This window comes from Nonomuraea sp. NPDC003804 (assembly GCF_040610675.1).
Taxonomy (GTDB): domain Bacteria; phylum Actinomycetota; class Actinomycetes; order Streptosporangiales; family Streptosporangiaceae; genus Nonomuraea.
The window spans coordinates 82,626-99,999 of the sequence record NZ_JBEXMT010000001.1 but is presented as its reverse complement, the minus strand read 5'-3'; the positions used below and the strand labels follow the sequence as shown (position 1 = coordinate 99,999).

At 73.9% G+C, this 17,374-nt stretch carries 15 protein-coding genes; 7 read left to right on the top strand and 8 right to left on the bottom strand.

Features of this window, described 5'->3' with window-relative positions; all coding sequences use genetic code 11:
* Positions 1 to 21: 21 nt before the first annotated feature.
* From ABZX22_RS00500 to ABZX22_RS00485, 4 genes are read right to left on the bottom strand one after another with little or no spacing between them, the layout of a single operon-like run.
* Positions 22 to 2,082, bottom strand: a complete 2,061-nt coding sequence (locus ABZX22_RS00500) for a 3-hydroxyacyl-CoA dehydrogenase NAD-binding domain-containing protein (protein WP_354904400.1) — start codon at positions 2,080 to 2,082, stop codon at positions 22 to 24.
* Entirely contained in the window at positions 2,079 to 3,263 is a 1,185-nt protein-coding gene (locus ABZX22_RS00495) for a thiolase family protein (RefSeq protein WP_354904399.1), read from the bottom strand. The genes ABZX22_RS00500 and ABZX22_RS00495 overlap by 4 nt, the downstream gene beginning before the upstream one ends.
* Positions 3,264 to 3,303: 40 nt before the next feature.
* Positions 3,304 to 4,020: a hypothetical protein gene (locus ABZX22_RS00490; protein ID WP_354904397.1), complete on the bottom strand. Its 717-nt coding sequence runs from the start codon at positions 4,018 to 4,020 to the stop codon at positions 3,304 to 3,306.
* Positions 4,021 to 4,055: 35 nt separating this feature from the next.
* Positions 4,056 to 4,370, bottom strand: coding sequence for a helix-turn-helix domain-containing protein (locus ABZX22_RS00485; RefSeq protein WP_354904395.1), 315 nt, complete (start codon positions 4,368 to 4,370; stop codon positions 4,056 to 4,058).
* Between the two features lie 157 nt (positions 4,371 to 4,527).
* Here ABZX22_RS00485 and ABZX22_RS00480 point away from each other — a divergent pair, with 157 nt between their 5' ends.
* The 7 genes from ABZX22_RS00480 (at position 4,528) to ABZX22_RS00450 (ending at position 12,649) form a co-directional block, all read left to right on the top strand.
* Positions 4,528 to 5,913, top strand: coding sequence for an FAD-dependent monooxygenase (locus ABZX22_RS00480; RefSeq protein ID WP_354904392.1), 1,386 nt, complete (start codon positions 4,528 to 4,530; stop codon positions 5,911 to 5,913).
* A gap of 72 nt (positions 5,914 to 5,985) precedes the next feature.
* Positions 5,986 to 6,900, top strand: coding sequence for a hypothetical protein (locus ABZX22_RS00475; protein WP_354904390.1), 915 nt, complete (start codon positions 5,986 to 5,988; stop codon positions 6,898 to 6,900).
* Positions 6,901 to 7,013: 113 nt separating this feature from the next.
* Entirely contained in the window at positions 7,014 to 8,006 is a 993-nt protein-coding gene (locus tag ABZX22_RS00470; protein ID WP_354904389.1) for a LacI family DNA-binding transcriptional regulator, read from the top strand.
* Positions 8,003 to 8,791, top strand: a complete 789-nt coding sequence (locus ABZX22_RS00465; RefSeq protein ID WP_354904387.1) for a sugar phosphate isomerase/epimerase family protein — start codon at positions 8,003 to 8,005, stop codon at positions 8,789 to 8,791. The genes ABZX22_RS00470 and ABZX22_RS00465 overlap by 4 nt, the downstream gene beginning before the upstream one ends.
* Positions 8,788 to 9,066, top strand: a complete 279-nt coding sequence (locus ABZX22_RS00460) for a hypothetical protein (protein ID WP_354904384.1) — start codon at positions 8,788 to 8,790, stop codon at positions 9,064 to 9,066. The genes ABZX22_RS00465 and ABZX22_RS00460 overlap by 4 nt, the downstream gene beginning before the upstream one ends.
* Entirely contained in the window at positions 9,063 to 9,278 is a 216-nt protein-coding gene (locus tag ABZX22_RS00455) for a hypothetical protein (RefSeq protein ID WP_354904383.1), read from the top strand. The genes ABZX22_RS00460 and ABZX22_RS00455 overlap by 4 nt, the downstream gene beginning before the upstream one ends.
* A gap of 716 nt (positions 9,279 to 9,994) precedes the next feature.
* Complete coding sequence (locus tag ABZX22_RS00450) at positions 9,995 to 12,649, top strand: PEP/pyruvate-binding domain-containing protein (RefSeq protein ID WP_354904381.1); 2,655 nt, start codon at positions 9,995 to 9,997, stop codon at positions 12,647 to 12,649.
* 146 nt (positions 12,650 to 12,795) lie between these two features.
* Here the strand turns inward: ABZX22_RS00450 and ABZX22_RS00445 are convergent, their stop codons facing one another.
* From ABZX22_RS00445 to ABZX22_RS00430, 4 genes are all read right to left on the bottom strand, one after another.
* Positions 12,796 to 13,632 (bottom strand): sugar phosphate isomerase/epimerase, encoded by an 837-nt coding sequence (locus ABZX22_RS00445; RefSeq protein WP_354904379.1) that lies wholly within the window; start codon positions 13,630 to 13,632, stop codon positions 12,796 to 12,798.
* The gene (locus tag ABZX22_RS00440; protein WP_354905224.1) at positions 13,629 to 14,759 is read right to left on the bottom strand and encodes a dihydrodipicolinate synthase family protein; all 1,131 of its coding nucleotides are present in this window, start codon (positions 14,757 to 14,759) and stop codon (positions 13,629 to 13,631) included. The genes ABZX22_RS00445 and ABZX22_RS00440 overlap by 4 nt, the downstream gene beginning before the upstream one ends.
* Positions 14,760 to 14,788: 29 nt before the next feature.
* Positions 14,789 to 15,928: a Gfo/Idh/MocA family oxidoreductase gene (locus ABZX22_RS00435; RefSeq protein WP_354904378.1), complete on the bottom strand. Its 1,140-nt coding sequence runs from the start codon at positions 15,926 to 15,928 to the stop codon at positions 14,789 to 14,791.
* A 176-nt stretch (positions 15,929 to 16,104) separates the two neighbouring features.
* Entirely contained in the window at positions 16,105 to 17,331 is a 1,227-nt protein-coding gene (locus tag ABZX22_RS00430; RefSeq protein WP_354905223.1) for a ribonuclease D, read from the bottom strand.
* Between the last annotated feature and the right edge of the window lie 43 nt (positions 17,332 to 17,374).

Genomic DNA, 17,374 nt, shown 5'->3' with positions numbered 1-17,374 from the left:
CGGCCCCGCCCGCCGCCTTCATCAGGCCGGAACCGAGGCCACCCCCGGCTCGAGGAAGCGCGGGGCCGACACGCCCGCCCTGTCCAGGTACGGCGTGACGCCGCCGAGGTGGAAGGGCCAGCCCGCGCCGAGGATCATGCACAGGTCGATGTCCTGCGCGGCGGCCACCACGCCCTCGTCGAGCATGATGCGGATCTCCTCGGCCAGCGCCCGCAGCACCCGCTCGCGGACCTGCTCGGCCGTCGAGGGCGACGTGCCGCCCGCGAACATGGCCACGACCTCCGGGTCGAGCGAGAAGTCGGCGGCGTAGACGCCCGGCTTGCCCGAGGCGACCAGCTTGGCCATGTTGTCGGACACGCCGAAGCGCGAAGGGAAGGCCGCGTGCAGGGTCTCCGACACGTGGTGGCCGACGGCCGGGCCGACGAGCTGCAGCAGCGCGAACGGCGTCATCGGCAGGCCCAGATCGTCCAGTGCGTGCTCGGCCACCTCGAGCGGCGTGCCCTCGTCGACGGCGGCGAAGACCTCGCCCATGAACCTGGTGAGCAGCCGGTTGACCACGAACGCGGGCGCGTCCTTGACCAGCACCGCCGACTTCTTCAGCGACCTGGCCACCGTGAACGCCGTCGCCAGCGTCGCGTCGTCGGTCGAGGCGCCCTTGATGATCTCCAGCAGCGGCATCACGGCGACCGGGTTGAAGAAGTGGAAGCCGACCAGCCGCTCCGGGTGCCTCAACTCGGCGCCCATCTCGCTGAGCGACAGTGAGGAGGTGTTGGTGGCCAGCACGCACTCGGCCGAGACGTGCTCCTCGACCTCGGCGAAGACCTTCTTCTTGACGCCCATGTCCTCGAAGACGGCCTCGATGACGAAGTCGGCGTCGGCGAAGGCGTCCTTGGTCAGCGAGCCGGTGACCAGGGCCTTGAGCCGGTTGGCCTGGTCCTGGCTGACCCGGCCCTTGGACAGGAGCTTGTCCACCTCGGCGTGCACGTAGCCGACGCCCTTGTCCAGGCGCGCCCGGTCCAGGTCGGTCAGCACGACCGGCACCTCGAGCCGGCGGGCGAACAGCAGCGCCATCTGCGAGGCCATCAGGCCCGCGCCGACCACGCCGACCTTGGTGACCTTGCGGGCCAGCGCCTTGTCGGGCGCGCCCGCCGGCCGCTTGGCCCGGCGCTGCACCAGGTCGAAGGCGTAGAGCCCGGCGCGCAGCTCGTCGCCCATGAGCAGGTCGGCCAGCGCCTCGTCCTCGGCGGCGAAGCCGGCGTCGCGGCTGGCGTCCTTGGCCGCGGCGATGAGGTCGAGCGCCCGGTAGGGGGCCGGCGCCGCGCCGCGCAGCTTCATGTCGACCAGGAAGCGGGCATCGGCCACGGCCTTGTCCCAGTCCTCCTCGATCGCGGGCCGCTCGACCGTGACCGCGCCGGTCAGCACCTGGGCGGCCCAGCGCAGCGACTCCTCCAGGAAGTCGGCCGGCTCGAACATGGCGTCGGCGACCCCGAGCGCGAACGCGTCGCCGCCCTTGATCATGCGGTTCTGCGACAGCGGGTTCTCGACGATCAGCTTGATCGCCTTGGCCGGTCCGACGAGGCGGGGCAGCAGCTGCGTGCCGCCCCACCCCGGCACCAGGCCGAGGAAGCACTCCGGCAGCGCCACGGCGGGCACGCCCGAGGAGATCGTCCGGTAGGTGCAGTGCAGCGCGATCTCCAGGCCGCCGCCCATGGCCGCGCCGTTGACGAACGCGAAGGAGGGGACGTCCAGCTCGCCGAGGCGGCGGAAGACGTCGTGGCCGAGCCTGCCGATCTCCAGCGCCTCCTCGCGGGTGCGCACCAGGGCCGCGCCCTTGAGGTCGGCGCCGACGGCGAAGATGAACGGCTTGCCCGTGACGCCGACGGCCGCCAGGTCGCTCCGGGCCGCGATGGCGTCGACGGCCTCGTTCAGCAGGGTCAGCCCGCCGGGGCCGAAGGTGTTCGGCTTGGTGTGGTCGAACCCGTTGTCCAGGGTGATCAGCGCCATCGTGCCCGCGCCGTGCGGCAGCTCGACGTCGCGCACCAGCGCCTTGGTGACTACCTCGTCCTTGAACAGGTCGCTCATGCCAGGTTCTCCCAAATGACCGTGCCGCCCATGCCCATGCCGACGCACATGGTGGTGATGCCGTACCGAACGTCGGGCCGCTCGCCGAACTGGCGGGCCAGCTGCGTCATCAGCCGGACGCCCGAGGAGGCCAGCGGGTGGCCGAAGGCGATCGCCCCGCCGTACGGGTTGACCCTGGGGTCGTCGTCGGCGATGCCGAAGTGCTCCAGGAAGGCCAGCACCTGGACGGCGAACGCCTCGTTGATCTCGAACAGGCCGATGTCCTCGATGGACAGGCCGGCCAGGCGCAGCGCCCGCTCGGTCGAGGGGATCGGGCCCACGCCCATGACCTCGGGGTCGACGCCGGCGAAGGCGTAGGAGACCAGGCGCATCTTCGGCGCGAGACCGAGCTCGGCGGCCACGTCGGCGGCGGCCACGATGCAGCCGGTCGCGCCGTCGTTGATGCCGGAGGAGTTGCCCGCGGTGACGCGGCCGTGCGCGCGGAAGGGGGTCTTCAGCCCGGCCAGGCCCTCGACGGTCGTGCCCGGTCGCGGCGCCTCATCGGTTACCGCCAGCCCCCAGCCCTTCTCGGCGGTCCTGACGGCCGTGGGCACCAGGTCGGGCTGGATCTTGCCGTCGGCGTAGGCCTTGGCGACCTTCTCCTGTGAGAGCGCGGCGTAGGAGTCGGCCCGCTCCTTGGTGATGGTGGGGTAGCGGTCGTGCAGGTTCTCGGCGGTCATGCCCATGACCAGCGCGCTGCCGTCGACCAGCTTCTCCGACAGGAACCTGGGGTTGGGGTCGACGCCCTCACCCATCGGGTGGCGGCCCATGTGCTCGACGCCGCCGGCGATGGCCACGTCGTAGGCGCCGAAGGCGATGCCGCCCGCGACGGTGGTCACCGCGGTCATCGCGCCCGCGCACATGCGGTCGATGGCGTAGCCGGGCACGCTCTTGGGCAGCCCCGCCAGCACCGCGGCCGAACGCCCGATGGTCAGGCCCTGGTCGCCGATCTGGGTGGTGGCCGCGACCGCGACCTCGTCCACCCGCTCGGGCGGCAGCGCCGGGTTGCGCCTCATCAGCTCGCGGATGACGCGGACGACCAGGTCGTCGGCTCGGGTCTCCGCGTACAGGCCCTTCGGCCCCGACTTGCCGAACGGCGTGCGAACGCCGTCGACGAAAACGACGTCACGAGAGGAAGGCACGGATTCGCTCCTCGTTGCAGGACTGGTTCGGCCCACCATGCTACTCGCGAGTAACTACAACTGAGACGAGGGCCGCCGCCATCAGCGCGCACACCAGCCAGCCGGCCGGTTCCCACAGGTGGGCCCGCGCCGCGACCAGCGCCGCCGTCGTCACCGTGGCGCCCGCCCACGCGGCCGGTCTGCCCGCCCTCGCCTGACCGGGATCCCACGGGTCGTGCGGAGACCCGGTACGGCCGGCCAGCGCCTCACGCGTCCACCACAGCGCGAAGCAGACGCCCGCCGCGAGGCAGGCCGGCGCCGCCACCTCCAGCGCCCCGGCCAGCGAGTCGGCCAGGCCGTACAGCGCCGACTCCTGGAACAGCCGCGGCACCGTGAAGCCGAGAAGCAGCGTCACCGCCCAGCCGCCGGCCATGGCGAGCCGGCCGGCCGACTGGCGCGGACCGGCCGAAGGGCGTCCGTAGAGGGCGTGCTCGCGCCGCCGCACCCGCCGGGCCCGTGCCGCCCAGACCGCCTGCGTCGCCGCGAGCACGGGGACGGCCAGCGCGAAGGCCGCCAGCGCCAGCCAGGCCAGCGGCCGGGTGCCCTCCCTCGTCGGCGCCCGCTCGGCCAGCAGCTGCGTGGTGGCCAGCGCGGAGATCGCCACGGTGAGCGCGACCAGGGCGGAGCGGCGCGCCGACCTGGCGCGGCCGCGCAGGCCGGTGAGCGCGGTGGCGCCGGGAAGGGGCCCCGCGGCGGGGTCGGGAAGGGGGGTGACCATGGGGCCATCTTCGTCGGCGATGGCTCCCGGTTCGCTCACATCGCGCCGGATTCCTGGGCCACCAGGTCGAGAAGGCCGGGGAAGCGGGCGTCCAGGTCGGCGCGGCGCAGCGTGATGAACAGCTTGCGGCCCTCCGGCCGCTGGCAGATCACTCCCGCCTCGCGCAGCACCCGCCAGTGGTGGGTGAGCGTGGACTTGGGCACGTCGGACAGGACGGACCCGCAGAACATCTCCTCGTCCGCCCCCCGCTCCCAGAGCCTGCGGACGATCTGGGCCCGCACGGGGTGGCCGAGCGCGGCCATGACCTCGATGAGCTGGATCTGCTCCCGCGTGGGATGAAGCGCCACCATCGGACCAGTGTACGAGCCTGTCGAACTTGACGTGGTCAGACTACTGTACGAACATCTCGTACTGTTCGTTGATCCCGGACATATGAATGGACTGCCAGGCGCAACCTCCGCGCCCTCGCCGGTGTTCACCGTCCAGTCCCTACCGAAAGGTCGCCACATGTTCGATGTCGCTGTCGTCGGGGGCGGACCCGTCGGCATGCTGCTCGCCGCCGAGCTCGCCCTCCAGGAGGTCGACGTCGTGGTGGTCGAGCGGCGTGCCGTACCGCTCACCGAGTCCAAGGCGGGCACCCTGCACGCCCGCACCGCGCAGAGCCTCGACCGGCGGGGGCTGCTGACCGCGGTCGGCCACCCGACCTGGGGGAGCGTCAGATTCCACTTCTCCGGGATGTTCGGCCTCGACCTGGGCGCGGTCACCCATGGCGGCCCGTCCATCGTCGGCAGCCCGCAGGCCTGGGCCGAGCACGTCTTCGCCGAGCGGGCGCAGGCGCTCGGCGCGACGATCATGCGCGGGCAGGAGGTCACCGGGCTGGACCAGCGCGACGACCACGTGCTGCTGTCCAACGGCGTGACGGCCCGCTACGTGGTCGGCGCCGACGGCGCCCGCAGCGCCGTCCGCAAGGCCGCGGGCATCCCGTTCGACGGCACGGGGGCGCGCGTGGCCGCCCTCATGGGCGAGGTACGGCTCCCGCCCGGCCTGCCGGGCGGCTACCACAGGACCCCTCGCGGCTGGCTCATCGTCTGGCCCGGCGGCCGGATCACCACCTACGACTTCCGGGGACCGCACGCCGACAGGGAGGCGCCCGTCACCCTGGAGGAGCTTCAGGAGGTGGCCGAGTACATCGCGGGCTTCCCGATCCCGATGTCCGACCCGCGCAGCCTGACCAGGTACGGCGACGCGGCGCTGCAGGCGCGGGCCTACCGCAGCGGCCGGGTGCTGCTGGCGGGCGACGCCGCCCACGTGCACTTCCCGTGGGGCGGGCAGGGGCTCAACACCGGCCTGGAGGACGCCGTCAACCTGGGCTGGAAGCTGGCCGCGCAGGTGAAGGGCAGGGCGCCGGACGGTCTGCTCGACACCTACCACGCCGAGCGGCACCCCGTGGCGGCCAGGGTGCTGTGGAACGTCAGGGCGCAGAACGCGCTGGCCGATCCCGATCCGCGGATGGACCCGCTGCGGGAGCTGTTCGCCGAGCTGATGCGCTTCGACGAGGTCAACACCTACCTCAGCGGCATGATCAGCGGCGTGGACACCGTCTACGACGTCGGGGTGCCCGGCGCCGGCTGGATGGCCCCCGACCTGACCGTCACCACTGACCGCGGCCAGGTCACCCTTGTCGAGCTGCTGCGGGCGGCCCGCCCGTTGTTCCTCGACCTCGACGGCCGGAGCGACCTCGTGCGTGCCGTCGGGACCCGCGCGCGGGTGGTCAGCGGGAAGGCCGACAGCCCCTTCCAGGCCCTGCTCGTGCGCCCGGACGGGTACGTCGCGTGGACCTCGGAGGCGGGGGACGAGACCCTGCGTGGAGCACTGGATCGCTGGTTCTTGTGAAATATCCAGACAAACTGTGGTGGCTTCTGTTAGGAAGGTGCGCGATCACGTAAGCACTAGAGAGGTTCCACCGTGGCGCGCGACGAGAACGACAGCCCTGACTTGACCGGTGACGTGCTGTCGGACCGCTGGACCCCCGAGTCGGCTGACACCGACGAGCAGCCCGCCGTCGTCGCGGAGGACAAGCCCCCCGCTCCCGCGCCTGCCGCTGCGCCGGCCCCCGCCCCCGCTCCCGCTCCCGCCGCGGAGGCGGATGAGGTGCCCCTGGTGACCGTCCTGGACGCGCCCCCCGTGGTCGCGATGGAGGTGCCCGAGACCGAGGCCCAGTACCTCCCCCTCGACCAGGGCTTCGACTCCGCGGGCGAGTCGTCCCCCCGCGGCTTCCTCGGCTCCGGCTGGACCGAGGACGGCGACGCGCCCGAGCGGGAGGTGCGCAGGCGCACCAGGCTCCTGCTGGCGGGGGCCGCGGCCGTCGTGGTGGTCGGCGCGGCCGGCGGCTGGATGCTGATCGGCTCCGGCGGCGAGGCGTGCGCGGGCGGGTCCTGCGCCTCCAGCCGCTCGGTGGCCCCCGCCGTCACCGTGTCGCCGGTCGAGGAGCCGGCGTCGAGCGAGCCCGCCGTCGAGCCGGTCACCGACCCCTCGCAGACGCCCGAGTCGTCCGCGACGGTCAGCGCCATCCCCGAGCCGCCCACGCGCGTACGGCAGAGCAAGGCGCCCCAGACGCCCAGGCCCACGGCCACCCGTCTCGGCACCCCCACCACCAAGCCCAGCTCCAGGCCGGTCCGCACGCTCAACGACGAGACCGTCAAGGAGCGGACGAACAAGAACGAGCCGGCCACCGAACCGACCGCCGAGCCGACCACCCAGGCCCCGCCGGCGACCGGCACCGAGGCGCCCGCTCCCGCCACGGAGGCGCCCGCGCCCGTCCAGCAGCCGCCCTCGGACGACAGGCGTTCCGGGGGGCTCCTGGACTGGCTGTTCGGCTAGGACCCCTCGACCGCGGCCGCCTTCCCCGGGGAGGGCGGCCGCGGCGTCGTTGCCGTACCATCGCGCGAAGGCCGCCGGTCTGACAGACTGGAAATCGCTTTCCGGGAGGGGTCATGGTCACGCTCGAGGACGTCGCCAAGCAGGCGGGCGTCTCCCTCGCCACCGCCTCGCGCGTGCTGAACGGCAGCACCCGCCAAGTCGGCGCCTCCCTGCGCGCGAAGGTCGAGCGGGCCGCGGTCGAGCTGGGCTACCGCCCCAACCTGGCGGCCCAGACGCTGGCGCGCGGCGCGAGCAACGTCATCGGCATCGTCGTGCACGACCTCACCGACCCCTACTTCGCCGCGCTGGCCGACGGCGCCATGCGGGTGGCCGCCGACCAGGGACTGCTGGTCATGGTCGGCGCCACGCACCGCGACCCGGAACAGGAGATCGCCTACGTCGCCTCGCTGAACGCCCAGCGGGTGCGGGCGGTGCTGCTGGCCGGCTCGCGGGTCGACGACCCCCATGTCACCCGGCGGCTGCGCGAGGAGGTCGCCCGCTACCGCGCCGGCGGCGGCAGGGTGGCCTGCGTCGGCCAGGACCTGCTCGAGGTCGACACCGTCGCGCCCGCCAACCGGGAGGGCGCCGCCGACCTGGCCCGTTCGCTGGCGGCACTCGGCCACACCCGCTTCGCCGTCCTGGCCGGGCCCGCCGGGCTGCTGACGGCCGCCGACAGGTGCGCGGGCTTCACCGACGCGCTGGCCGCCCTCGGCCTGCCCGCGCCCCTGGTGATCCACGGCGCCTTCGACCGCGACGGCGGCCACGCGGCCGCGCGCGAGACCGGCGACGCCACGTGCGTGTTCGCCGTCAACGACGTGATGGCGGTCGGCGCGCTCGCCTCCTACCGCGAGCGCGGGATCCGGGTGCCCGACGACGTGTCGGTGGCCGGGTTCGACGACATCACGACCCTTCGCGACCACGTCCCCGCCCTGACCACGGTACGGCTGCCGCTGGCCGACATGGGGGCGAAGGCGCTGACCCTGGCGTTGGAGGCCGGCGAGCGGACCCGCGTGGAGCGGGTCGCCGGCGAGGTGGTTCTCAGACAGAGCGTACGGAGGCACGAGTGAAGCTGGCGGTCAGCACGCTGGGAATGCCGGGAGAGGGCCTGGAGTCGGCGATCGCGGTCGCCGCCGCGGGCGGCTGTCAAGGGCTGGAGCTGCGGCTGCACCCCGACACGGGCGTGCACGCGGGGCTGCCCCCCGCCGATCGTGCCGCGGCGCGCGAGAAGATCGCCGACGCGGGCCTGTCCATCGCCGCCCTGGCGGGATATGTCGGCATCTGCGATCCCGCGCCGGCCGACGACACCGTCGTCGGCGACCTGCTGGCCGACCTCCGGCTCGCCGCCGACCTGGGCGCGCCGGGCGTGCGGGTCTTCCCGCGCGGCGACGACCCCGCCGTCGGCGCCCGCCGCCTGCGGGCCGTCGCCGACACCGCCGCCACGCTCGGCGTGCGCGTGTTCGTCGAGACGCACGACAAGATGCCGACGGGCGCCGCCGTCGCCGCGCTGCTGTCGGCCACGGGACGGCCCGACGCCGCGGTCGCGCTGTGGGACCTGCTGCATCCCTGGCGCCACGGCGAACCCCTCGACGAGACGCTCGGGGCGCTGGCGCCGTACCTGGCCTACGTCCAGGTGAAGGACGCCGTGTCCGCGACCGACACCACCCCCGTCCCGCTGTGGTCGGGCGCGGTGCCGCTCGACGCGGCCGGTGAGCTGCTGCGCGCGCACGGCTACGACGGGTGGGTCTCGCTGGAGTGGGAGCGCACCTGGTACCCGCAGGTCGCCCCGGTGCAGGACGTCCTGCCCGGCGCGGCCGACTGGGTGCGCCGCTTCTCCGCCCCGGCCGCGGCGTGACGCCGACGGCCAAGGTGCTCGTCGTCGGGATGGACGGGCTCAGGTTCGACCGCGTGCCGGCCGCCAGGCCGCCGGTGCTGCTCGGGCTGATGGCGGCGGGAACCCACGGCACCGCCCTGCTCCCGTACGGCGAGGCCGTCGCGCCGCGCACCGGATCGCCGGGCGAGGTGGTGCCCGGCAGCCGGGCGGGCGTCACGGCCAGGACGCCTTCCTCGGCCGGCTGCTCGCCGCGGTCAGGAGCCGCGCGGGCTACCCGGGCGAACGGTGGACCGTGATCGTCACCACCGACCACGGGCACGTCGACTCCGGCGGGCACGGCGGCGTCTCCGACGAGGAGCGCACCACCTTCGTGGTCCTGTGCGAGCTCGACCGCCCGACGCGGCCGGTGCGCGCCCCCCGCCTGGTCGACATCGCCCCGACGGTCCTGTCGCGCCTCGGCATCCCCGTCGACCCCGCCTGGAACCTCGACGGCCACCCCCTCCCCTGACCCCGTCCGTCCTCGCTCCCAGGCATCTCCCACGGGCAGGGCCGCCCTGTCGCGTCTCCCACCGGGCTGCCCTGCCGTGTCTCCCGTCCGCGGCCCCCGTCGTCTCCATCGCCTCGGTCGGCTCTCCGGCCACTCGCCGCCAGCCGCTTGCCGTTGGCCGCGCCCCGGTTGGCCGTGTCCCGATTGGCCGTGTCCCGATTGGCCGTGTCCCGGTTGGTCGTGCCTCGGTTAGCCGCCCCGGTCGGCCGCGCCTGGGCCGGCTGCTCCGATCGGCTGCTCTCCGCCGATCGCTCGTCGTCGCCCGCCCAGTCATCGCCATCCGCAGGTCGGTCGCGTGCTGGCGTCATCCGACGCTGCCCGCGATCCCGGCGCCCAGCGGCCGGTCCCGCCTGCCGTACACACTGGAACGCCTCGGGCCGGCCTGCCGTACCTCCCGGAAGACTTCGGGCTCGCCTGACGTACACCCCGGAACGCCTCGGGCTCGCCTGACGTACACCCCGGAACGCCTCGGGCTCGCCTGACGTACACCCCGGAACGCCTCGGGCCCGTCTGCCGTCCGGAACGTTCTGGCTCGCCGTCCCAGGGTAGTCGGCCGAGAGAGAAGTTCATCACTTGATGAATTTTTTCACAGAAAGGCATTCCCTCGCCGCTCTCCGCGATGCACACTGCTGGCAAACAGGGATGAGAAGTACAGCCGACCGCAAGGGGAACACCGGATGAAGACCGCACGCGAACCACTCGCCCTCCCGTTCGCGGACATCGACGCGGGCATGCTGGCCCAGGTCGGCGGTAAGGCCGCCAACCTGGGCGAGATGACCGCCGCTGGTCTTCCCGTGCCGCCCGGCTGCTGCCTGACCACCGAGGCCTACCACCGGGTCGCGGAGGGCACCGCGCTGAAGGACGTCATCGCCGAGCTGGCCACCACCGAGCCCGCCGACGCCGCCCGGCTCGCCGAGCTGGCGGGCAGGGCCAGGGCGCTGCTCCTCGAGGCGCCGGTTCCCGAGGAGGTGCGTGAGGCGGTCGACGACTCCTACGCGCGCCTCGGCGACCGGGTGCCCGTGGCCGTGCGGTCGTCGGCGACGGCCGAGGACCTGCCGTACGCCAGCTTCGCCGGCCAGCAGGACACCTACCTCAACGTCGTGGGCCCCGAGGCGGTGCGCGACGCGGTCCGCCGGTGCTGGGCCTCGCTGTGGACGGACCGGGCGGTGGCCTACCGGGCGGCCAACGGGATCGACCACGCGGCCGTCCGGCTCGCGGTGGTGCTGCAGCGGATGGTCGCCGCCGAGGTGGCCGGCGTGATGTTCACGGCCAACCCGGTGACGGGCCGCCGCCACGAGGCGGTCATCGACGCGGCCCCCGGCCTGGGCGAGGCGGTGGTGTCGGGCGCGGTCAACCCCGACAGGTTCGTCGTCGACATGGCAGGCGGCCGGATCACCGAGCGCGGGATCGGCGACAAGCGGGTGTCGATCCGCCCGCTGCCCGGCGGCGGCACCGAGCGCGCCGACCTGGACGGCACGCGGGAGGCGTGTCTCACCGACCGGCAGGTGCGCGACCTGGCCGCGCTCGGGCGCAGGGTGGAGGACCACTACGGGGCGCCGCAGGACACCGAGTGGGCGATCGACGCCGCTGGCGCCCTCTGGCTCACCCAGGCCAGGCCCATCACCACGCTGTACCCGCTGCCCGCCACCACCAGGCAGGGCCTGCGGGTCTACTTCTCCGTGAACGTCGCGCAGGGCGTGATGCGGCCCTTCACGCCGATGGGCATGGCCGCGTTCAGGCTGATCAGCGGGGGAGCCACCGCCATGGCGGGCTTCCCGCCCGCCGACCCGCTGGCCGGGGCGCCGATCGCGGCCGAGGCGGGACAGCGGATGTTCCTCGACATCACCGCCGCCGTGCGCAGCAGGATGGGACGGGCCGTCCTGCCCAGGGCGCTGGCGTTCGGCGAGGCGCGCGCGGGGGTGGTCTTCGCCCAGGTCGCCGAGGATCCACGGCTGTCGGTGACCACCACCTCCCCGCTCCCGTTCGTCCGTGCGGCGCTGCGGGTGGCCAGGCGCGTCGGCGCGCACCGGCGGGTGGCGCTGGCGCTGGCCAGGCCCGAGGCGGCGCTCGCCTACACCAGGCGGCTCGGCAAGGCGCTGGAGGCGCGCCTGCGCGTCGACCCCGACGCCACCGCCGAGCAGCGGCTCGACCACGCCGAGCGCTGCCTGCGCGGCACGTTCCCGATGATCTTCTCGATCATGCCGGTGGCACTCCTGGGTTACGCGGGGTTCGGCCTGGCGGGCAGGCTCTCCGGCGCGAAGGGCGACCAGCTGCAGGCCGTCCTGCGCAGCCTGCCGCACAACCCGACCACCGAGATGGACCTGGAGCTGTGGCGGCTGGCCACCGGCATCGGCGCCGACCCCGAGGCGGCCGCGCCGTTCCGGACCCTGCCGGTCGGCGAGCTGGCGGCCCGCTTCGCGCGCGGCGAGCTGAAGGCGCAGCGGCCGATCGAACGCTTCCTGGCCCGCTACGGCCAGCGCGGCGTCGCCGAGATCGACCTCGGCATGCCCCGCTGGTCCGACGAGCCGGCGCACATCCTCGGCGTGCTGGCCAACTATCTCCGGCTCGAGGACGGCGGCCTCGCGCCCGACGAGATGTTCGCCAGGGGAGCGGAGGAGGCCGAGCGCGCCGTGCGCGCCATCGTGTCCATGGCGGCGGCCAAGGGCTGGCTGCGGGGCCGGCTGGCGGCGGCCGGGCTGCGCCGGACCAGGATGTTCGGCGGCCTGCGCGAGCTGCCGAAGTACTACATGGTCGAGGTCCTGGCCGCGGTACGGCGCAGCATGCGCGTGGTGGGGGAGGAACTGGTGGCCAAGGGCGTGCTCGAGGCCGCCGACGACGTCTACTTCCTCGACTTCCGCGAGGTCCGCCAGGCGCTGGCCGGCGGGTCACGGGCCGCGCTGGTGGCCGAGCGGCGGGCCGCCTACGAGCAGGAGGTGCGCCGCCGCCACGTGCCCAGGATGCTGCTGTCCGACGGCACCGAGCCTGAGGCGCTTGCCGTACCGGCGGTCGCCGAGGAGGGCGCGCTGACCGGCACCCCCGCCTCGGCCGGCACGGTCACCGGGCCCGCCAGGGTGGTGCTCGACCCGGTCGGCGCGCACCTGGAGCCCGGCGAGATCCTGGTCGCCCCCTCCACCGACCCGGGGTGGACGCCGCTGTTCCTGACGGCGGGCGGGCTGGTGATGGAGATGGGCGGCTCGATGTCGCACGGCGCGGTGGTGGCCAGGGAGTACGGGATCCCCGCGGTGGTGGGCGTCGCTGAGGCCACCCACCGGATCGTCACCGGGCAGACGATCACCGTGGACGGCTCGGCGGGCGTCATCTCGATCGACTGACCCCGGCCTGCCCAGGCTCCCGGGTGTCCCCGGCATCACCGCCGTCCCCGCCGTCCCCGGCATCACCGCCGTCCCCGGTCTCCCCGGTCTCCCCGGCCGGACGCGGCGGACCTCCGCCTCCGGTCAGGAAGGGTGCCCGCCGTCGATCAGGGCGCGAGGACGACGGAGGCGAAGCGCTCCTTCATCGTGGACACCACCGTGTCGGGGTCGGCCGCCCAGACGTCGGCGTTGAAGATCTCCACCTCCACGTCCCCCGTGTAGCCGGCCGCCCGCACCGCCCGGGTGAGCGGCGCGAAGTCGATCACCCCGTCGCCCATCATCGCCCTGCCGAGCAGCACGTCGGCGGGCAACGGCTGCAGGAAGTCGCACACCTGGTAGGAGGCGATCCGCGACCCCGCCCGCGCGATCTGCTCGAAGACCGCCGGGTCCCACCACACGTGGAAGGTGTCGACCACCACCCCCACCTGCTCCACCGGGTACGGCTCGGCCAGGTCGAGCGCCTGGCCCAGCGTGGACAGCACCGCCCGGTCCGCGCAGTACATCGGGTGCAGCGGCTCCAGCGCCAGCCGCACCCCGCGCTCGCCCGCGTAGGGGGCCAGCACGGACAGCGCCTCGGCCACCCGCTGCCGCGCCCCCGCCAGGTCGCGGGAGAACCCCTCGGCGGGCGGCCGGCCGGCGGGAACGCCCGGCAGGCCGCCGACGACCATCACCAGGCAGGCCGCGCCCAGCTCGGCGGCCTCGTCGACGGCCCGCCGGTTGTCGTCGAGGGATTCCGGCGAGCCGCTGGTCAGGAAGCCGCCCCTGCACAGCGACGAGACGCGGAGCCCGGCGTCGGTGACCCGCTTGACCGTCTCGGCCAGCCCCTGCGCCGCCACCTCCTGCCGCCACAGCCCGATGGCCTCGACGCCGTGCCGTACGCACCCGTCGACGGCCTCGGCCACCGTCCACCGCCTGGTGGTCCACTGGTTGAGAGAGAGCTTCACAGCCCGTTCACCGCCAGCAGGGCCCGCATCCGCCGTACGGCGAGCTCCTGGTCGGCCAGCAGCCCCGCCCGGTCGGCCAGCCTGAACACCTCGCACAGGTGCGGCAGCGACCTGGCCGCCTGGGCGCCGTTGACCATGGTGAAGGCGTCCTGGTGACCGTTGAGCCAGGCCAGGAAGACGATGCCGGTCTTGTAGTGGTACGTCGGCGTCTCGAAGATCTTGCGTGACAGCGGGACGGTCGGGGCGAGGATCTCGTCGTAGTGCGCCAGCAGCCGGTCGCGGGCCTCGTCGGTGCAGGCGGCCTCGGCGGCGTCGAGAACCTGCAGCGCGGCGGCCGCCGCGGGCGGGATCGCGTCGAAGATGCCCAGCAGCGCGTGGGAACCGGTCCTGATCAGCGACGGGTAGTTGAAGTCGTCGCCGGTGTAGAGCTTGACGCCGGGCGGCAGCGCGGCGCGCAGCGCCACCTCGTGCGCCTCGTCCAGCAGCGACACCTTGACCCCGTCGACCATCGCGGCGTGCGCGTGGACCAGCTCGAGGAAGGACGCGGTGGCCCCGGCGACGTCGCGCGCGCCCCAGTACCCGGCCAGCTGCGGGTCGAACATCTCGCCCAGCCAGTGGAGGATCACCGGCCGGTCGGCCACGCCGAACAGCTTGCCGTACACCCGGTGGTAGTCGGCGGGCCCGGTGGCCAGGCGGGCGAGCTGGCGCGAGGCCATCACGATCACGCGCGCGCCCGCGGCCTGGACGGTCTCGATCTGCTCGGTGTAGGCGGCGACGACCTCGTCCAGGGTGGCCGCGGCGGGCGCGTGGTCGGTGCCGGCGCCGCAGGCCACCAGCTCGGCCGGGTCCCCGACGGTGGCGGCCTCGGCGGCGCTGCGCCTGATCAGCTCCCGGGTGGCCGCCCAGTCCAGGCCCATGTTGCGCTGGGCGGTGTCCATGGCGTCGGCGACGCGCAGGCCGTGCGACCACAGGTGATGCCGGAAGCGCAGCGTGGACTCCCAGTCGACGGCCGCGGGGGAGCCGGGGGTGTTGTCGCCCAGCGGGTCGGCGACCACGTGGGCGGCCGCGTAGACGACGCGGCTCGTGGCGGGCCCGTCGACGGCCGGCCAGGTGACGGGATCGCTCAGCGTGTGGCTCCCGCCGGGCAGGTCGATCCTCACAGCTCCGCCACCGCCATCCTGCGGCCCTCGGCCGAGCTGCGCAGCCCGAGCTCGGCCAGCCGTACGCCGCGGGCGCCGGAGGCGAAGTCGTAGGGGAAGGGCGCGTCCTCCACGACGTGCCGGACGAACAGCTCCCACTGGATCTTGAAGCCGTTGTCGAAGTCGGCGTTGTCGGGCACCTCCTGCCAGTCGTCGCGGAAGCGCGCCGTGACGGGCAGGTCGGGATTCCAGACCGGCTTCGGGGTGGTGGCGCGGCTCTGGACGCGGCAGTTGCGCAGGCCCGCGACGGCGCTGCCGTGCGTGCCGTCCACCTGGAACTCCACCAGTTCGTCGCGGTTGACGCGGACCGTCCAGGAGGAGTTGATCTGCGCGATGACGCCGCCGGCCAGCTCGAAGACGGCGTAGGCGGCGTCGTCGGCCGTCGCCTCGTACGGCTCGCCCCGCTCGTCCACCCGGGTCGGGATGTGCGTGGCCGCTCTGGCGTAGACGGACTCGACCGTGCCGAACAGGTTCTCCAGCACGTAGTTCCAGTGCGGGAACATGTCCAGGATGATGCCGCCGCCGTCCTGGGCGCGGTAGTTCCAGGAGGGCCGCTGGGCGCTCTGCCAGTCGCCCTCGAAGACCCAGTAGCCGAACTCGCCGCGCACCGACAGGATGCGGCCGAAGAACCCGCCGTCGATCAGCCGCTTCAGCTTGAGCAGGCCCGGCAGGAACAGCTTGTCCTGCACGACCCCGTTCTTCACGCCCTTGGCGGCGGCCGCCTCGGCGAGCGCCACCGCCTCCGCGTAGGACTCGGCGGTGGGCTTCTCGGCGTAGATGTGCTTGCCCGCCTCGATCGCCTTCAGCACCGACTTGACCCGGGCCTGTGTGACCTGGGCGTCGAAGTAGACGTCGGCCTCCCGGAGGGCGGCGTCGAGGTCGGTGGTGTGGTCGGCGATGCCGTGCCGGGCGGCCAGGTCGGCGAGCTTGGCCTCGTTGCGGCCCACCAGGATCGGCCGCAGCACGACCCTGCCGCCGTCGGAGAGGGTCACGCCGCCCTGCTCGTTGATGGCCAGGACCGACCGCACCAGGTGCTGGCGGTAGCCCATCCGGCCGGTGACGCCGTTCATCGCGACACTGATCGTGCGCACGCTCATGTGACCTCTCCTCAGGGAAAGCGCTTTCCAGATGACCGTACGGCGGCCGGAGCCGGGCCGTCAAGCGGCTTGCACGCGTCCTTGTCGTCAGGCGCCTTGCACGGCGTCCTTGGTGGCCAGGTGCTCAGACGGCTCCCTTGGTCGCCATGCTTACACGGCGCCCTTGGTCGCCAGCCTTACACGGCGCCCTTGGTCGCCAGGCGGTCGAGCGCCTTGGCCAGCGGGCGGGAGACGAGCACGACCTGCCACTCGCGGGCGCCCAACGAGCGCAGCCGCTCGGCGACCGCCTGCTCGCTGATCTCCTCCGGCGGCTCCCAGGTGAGCCGGCGCACCGCGTCGGGCTGCAGGAGGTTCTCCGTCGGCATGCGGTGCTCGTCGGCCAGGGCGGCCACCACCGAGCGGGCCGCGGCCAGCCGCTTGGCGGCCGCGGGGTCGCGGTCGGGCCAGCGGTTGGCGGGCGGCGGGCCGTCGCCCGGCATGCTGGGCGACGGCAGCTCCGAATCGGACAGCGCGCGGGCGCGGTGGACCGCGTCGAGCCAGTCGCTCATGTGGCGGCGGGCGGCCCGGCCGGTGAAGGCGGTGATGTCGGTCAGCGCCTTCTTGGTGCGCGGCATCTCCAGCGCCGCGGTGACGATGGCCGCGTCGGGCAGCACCCTGCCCGGGGCGATGTCACCCTCACGGGCGATACGGTCGCGCATGGTCCACAGCTCGCGCACGATCGCCAGCGCCCTGACGTTGCGCACCTTGTGGATGCCGGAGGTGCGCCGCCACGGGTCCGAACGCGGCGCCGGCGGCGGGGTGGCCAGCACCGCGGCGAACTCCTCCTCGGCCCACGCCAGCTTGCCGCTGTCGACGAGCTGGCCGTGGAGCACGTCACGCAGCTCGACCAGCACCTCGACGTCCAGCGCCGCGTAGCGCAGCCAGTCTTCCGGCAGCGGCCTGGTCGACCAGTCGGCCGCCGAGTGGCCCTTCTCCAGGCGCAGCCCCAGCACGGTCTCGACCATCGTGCCGAGACCCACCCGCTCGTAGCCGAGCAGCCGCCCCGCCAGCTCGGTGTCGAACATCCGCCGCGGCCTGAACCCGACCTCGGTCAGGCACGGCAGGTCCTGCGAGGCGGCGTGCAGCACGATCTCCGCGTCGGCCACCGCCGCGTCGAGCTTCGACAGGTCGGGACAGGCGATCGGGTCGATCAGCGCGCTGCCCGCACCCGCCCGGCGCAGCTGCACCAGGTAGGCCCGGCCGCCGTAGCGGTAGCCCGAGGCGCGCTCGGCGTCGACCGCCACGGGGCCGCTGCCCTTGGCGAACTCCTCCACCGCCCTGGCCAGCTCCTCCTCCGAGCCGATGACGGGCGGGATGCCCTCCCGCGGCTCGAGAAGGGGGACGACGGTGCTGTCCTGGCTCAGGAGGTCTCCTCCTGCGGCCTCGGGAGGCTGCTCGCTGCGCCTG

Excerpts from the sequence above, each read along its gene's own strand:
- ABZX22_RS00500 (WP_354904400.1), bottom strand. The coding sequence starts at position 2,082 with ATGAGCGACCTGTTCAAGGACGAGGTAGTCACCAAGGCGCTGGTGCGC.
- ABZX22_RS00490 (WP_354904397.1), bottom strand. The coding sequence starts at position 4,020 with ATGGTCACCCCCCTTCCCGACCCCGCCGCGGGGCCCCTTCCCGGCGCC.
- ABZX22_RS00485 (WP_354904395.1), bottom strand. The coding sequence starts at position 4,370 with ATGGTGGCGCTTCATCCCACGCGGGAGCAGATCCAGCTCATCGAGGTC.
- ABZX22_RS00480 (WP_354904392.1), top strand. The coding sequence starts at position 4,528 with ATGTTCGATGTCGCTGTCGTCGGGGGCGGACCCGTCGGCATGCTGCTC.
- ABZX22_RS00470 (WP_354904389.1), top strand. The coding sequence starts at position 7,014 with ATGGTCACGCTCGAGGACGTCGCCAAGCAGGCGGGCGTCTCCCTCGCC.
- ABZX22_RS00450 (WP_354904381.1), top strand. The coding sequence starts at position 9,995 with ATGAAGACCGCACGCGAACCACTCGCCCTCCCGTTCGCGGACATCGAC.
- ABZX22_RS00435 (WP_354904378.1), bottom strand. The coding sequence starts at position 15,928 with ATGAGCGTGCGCACGATCAGTGTCGCGATGAACGGCGTCACCGGCCGG.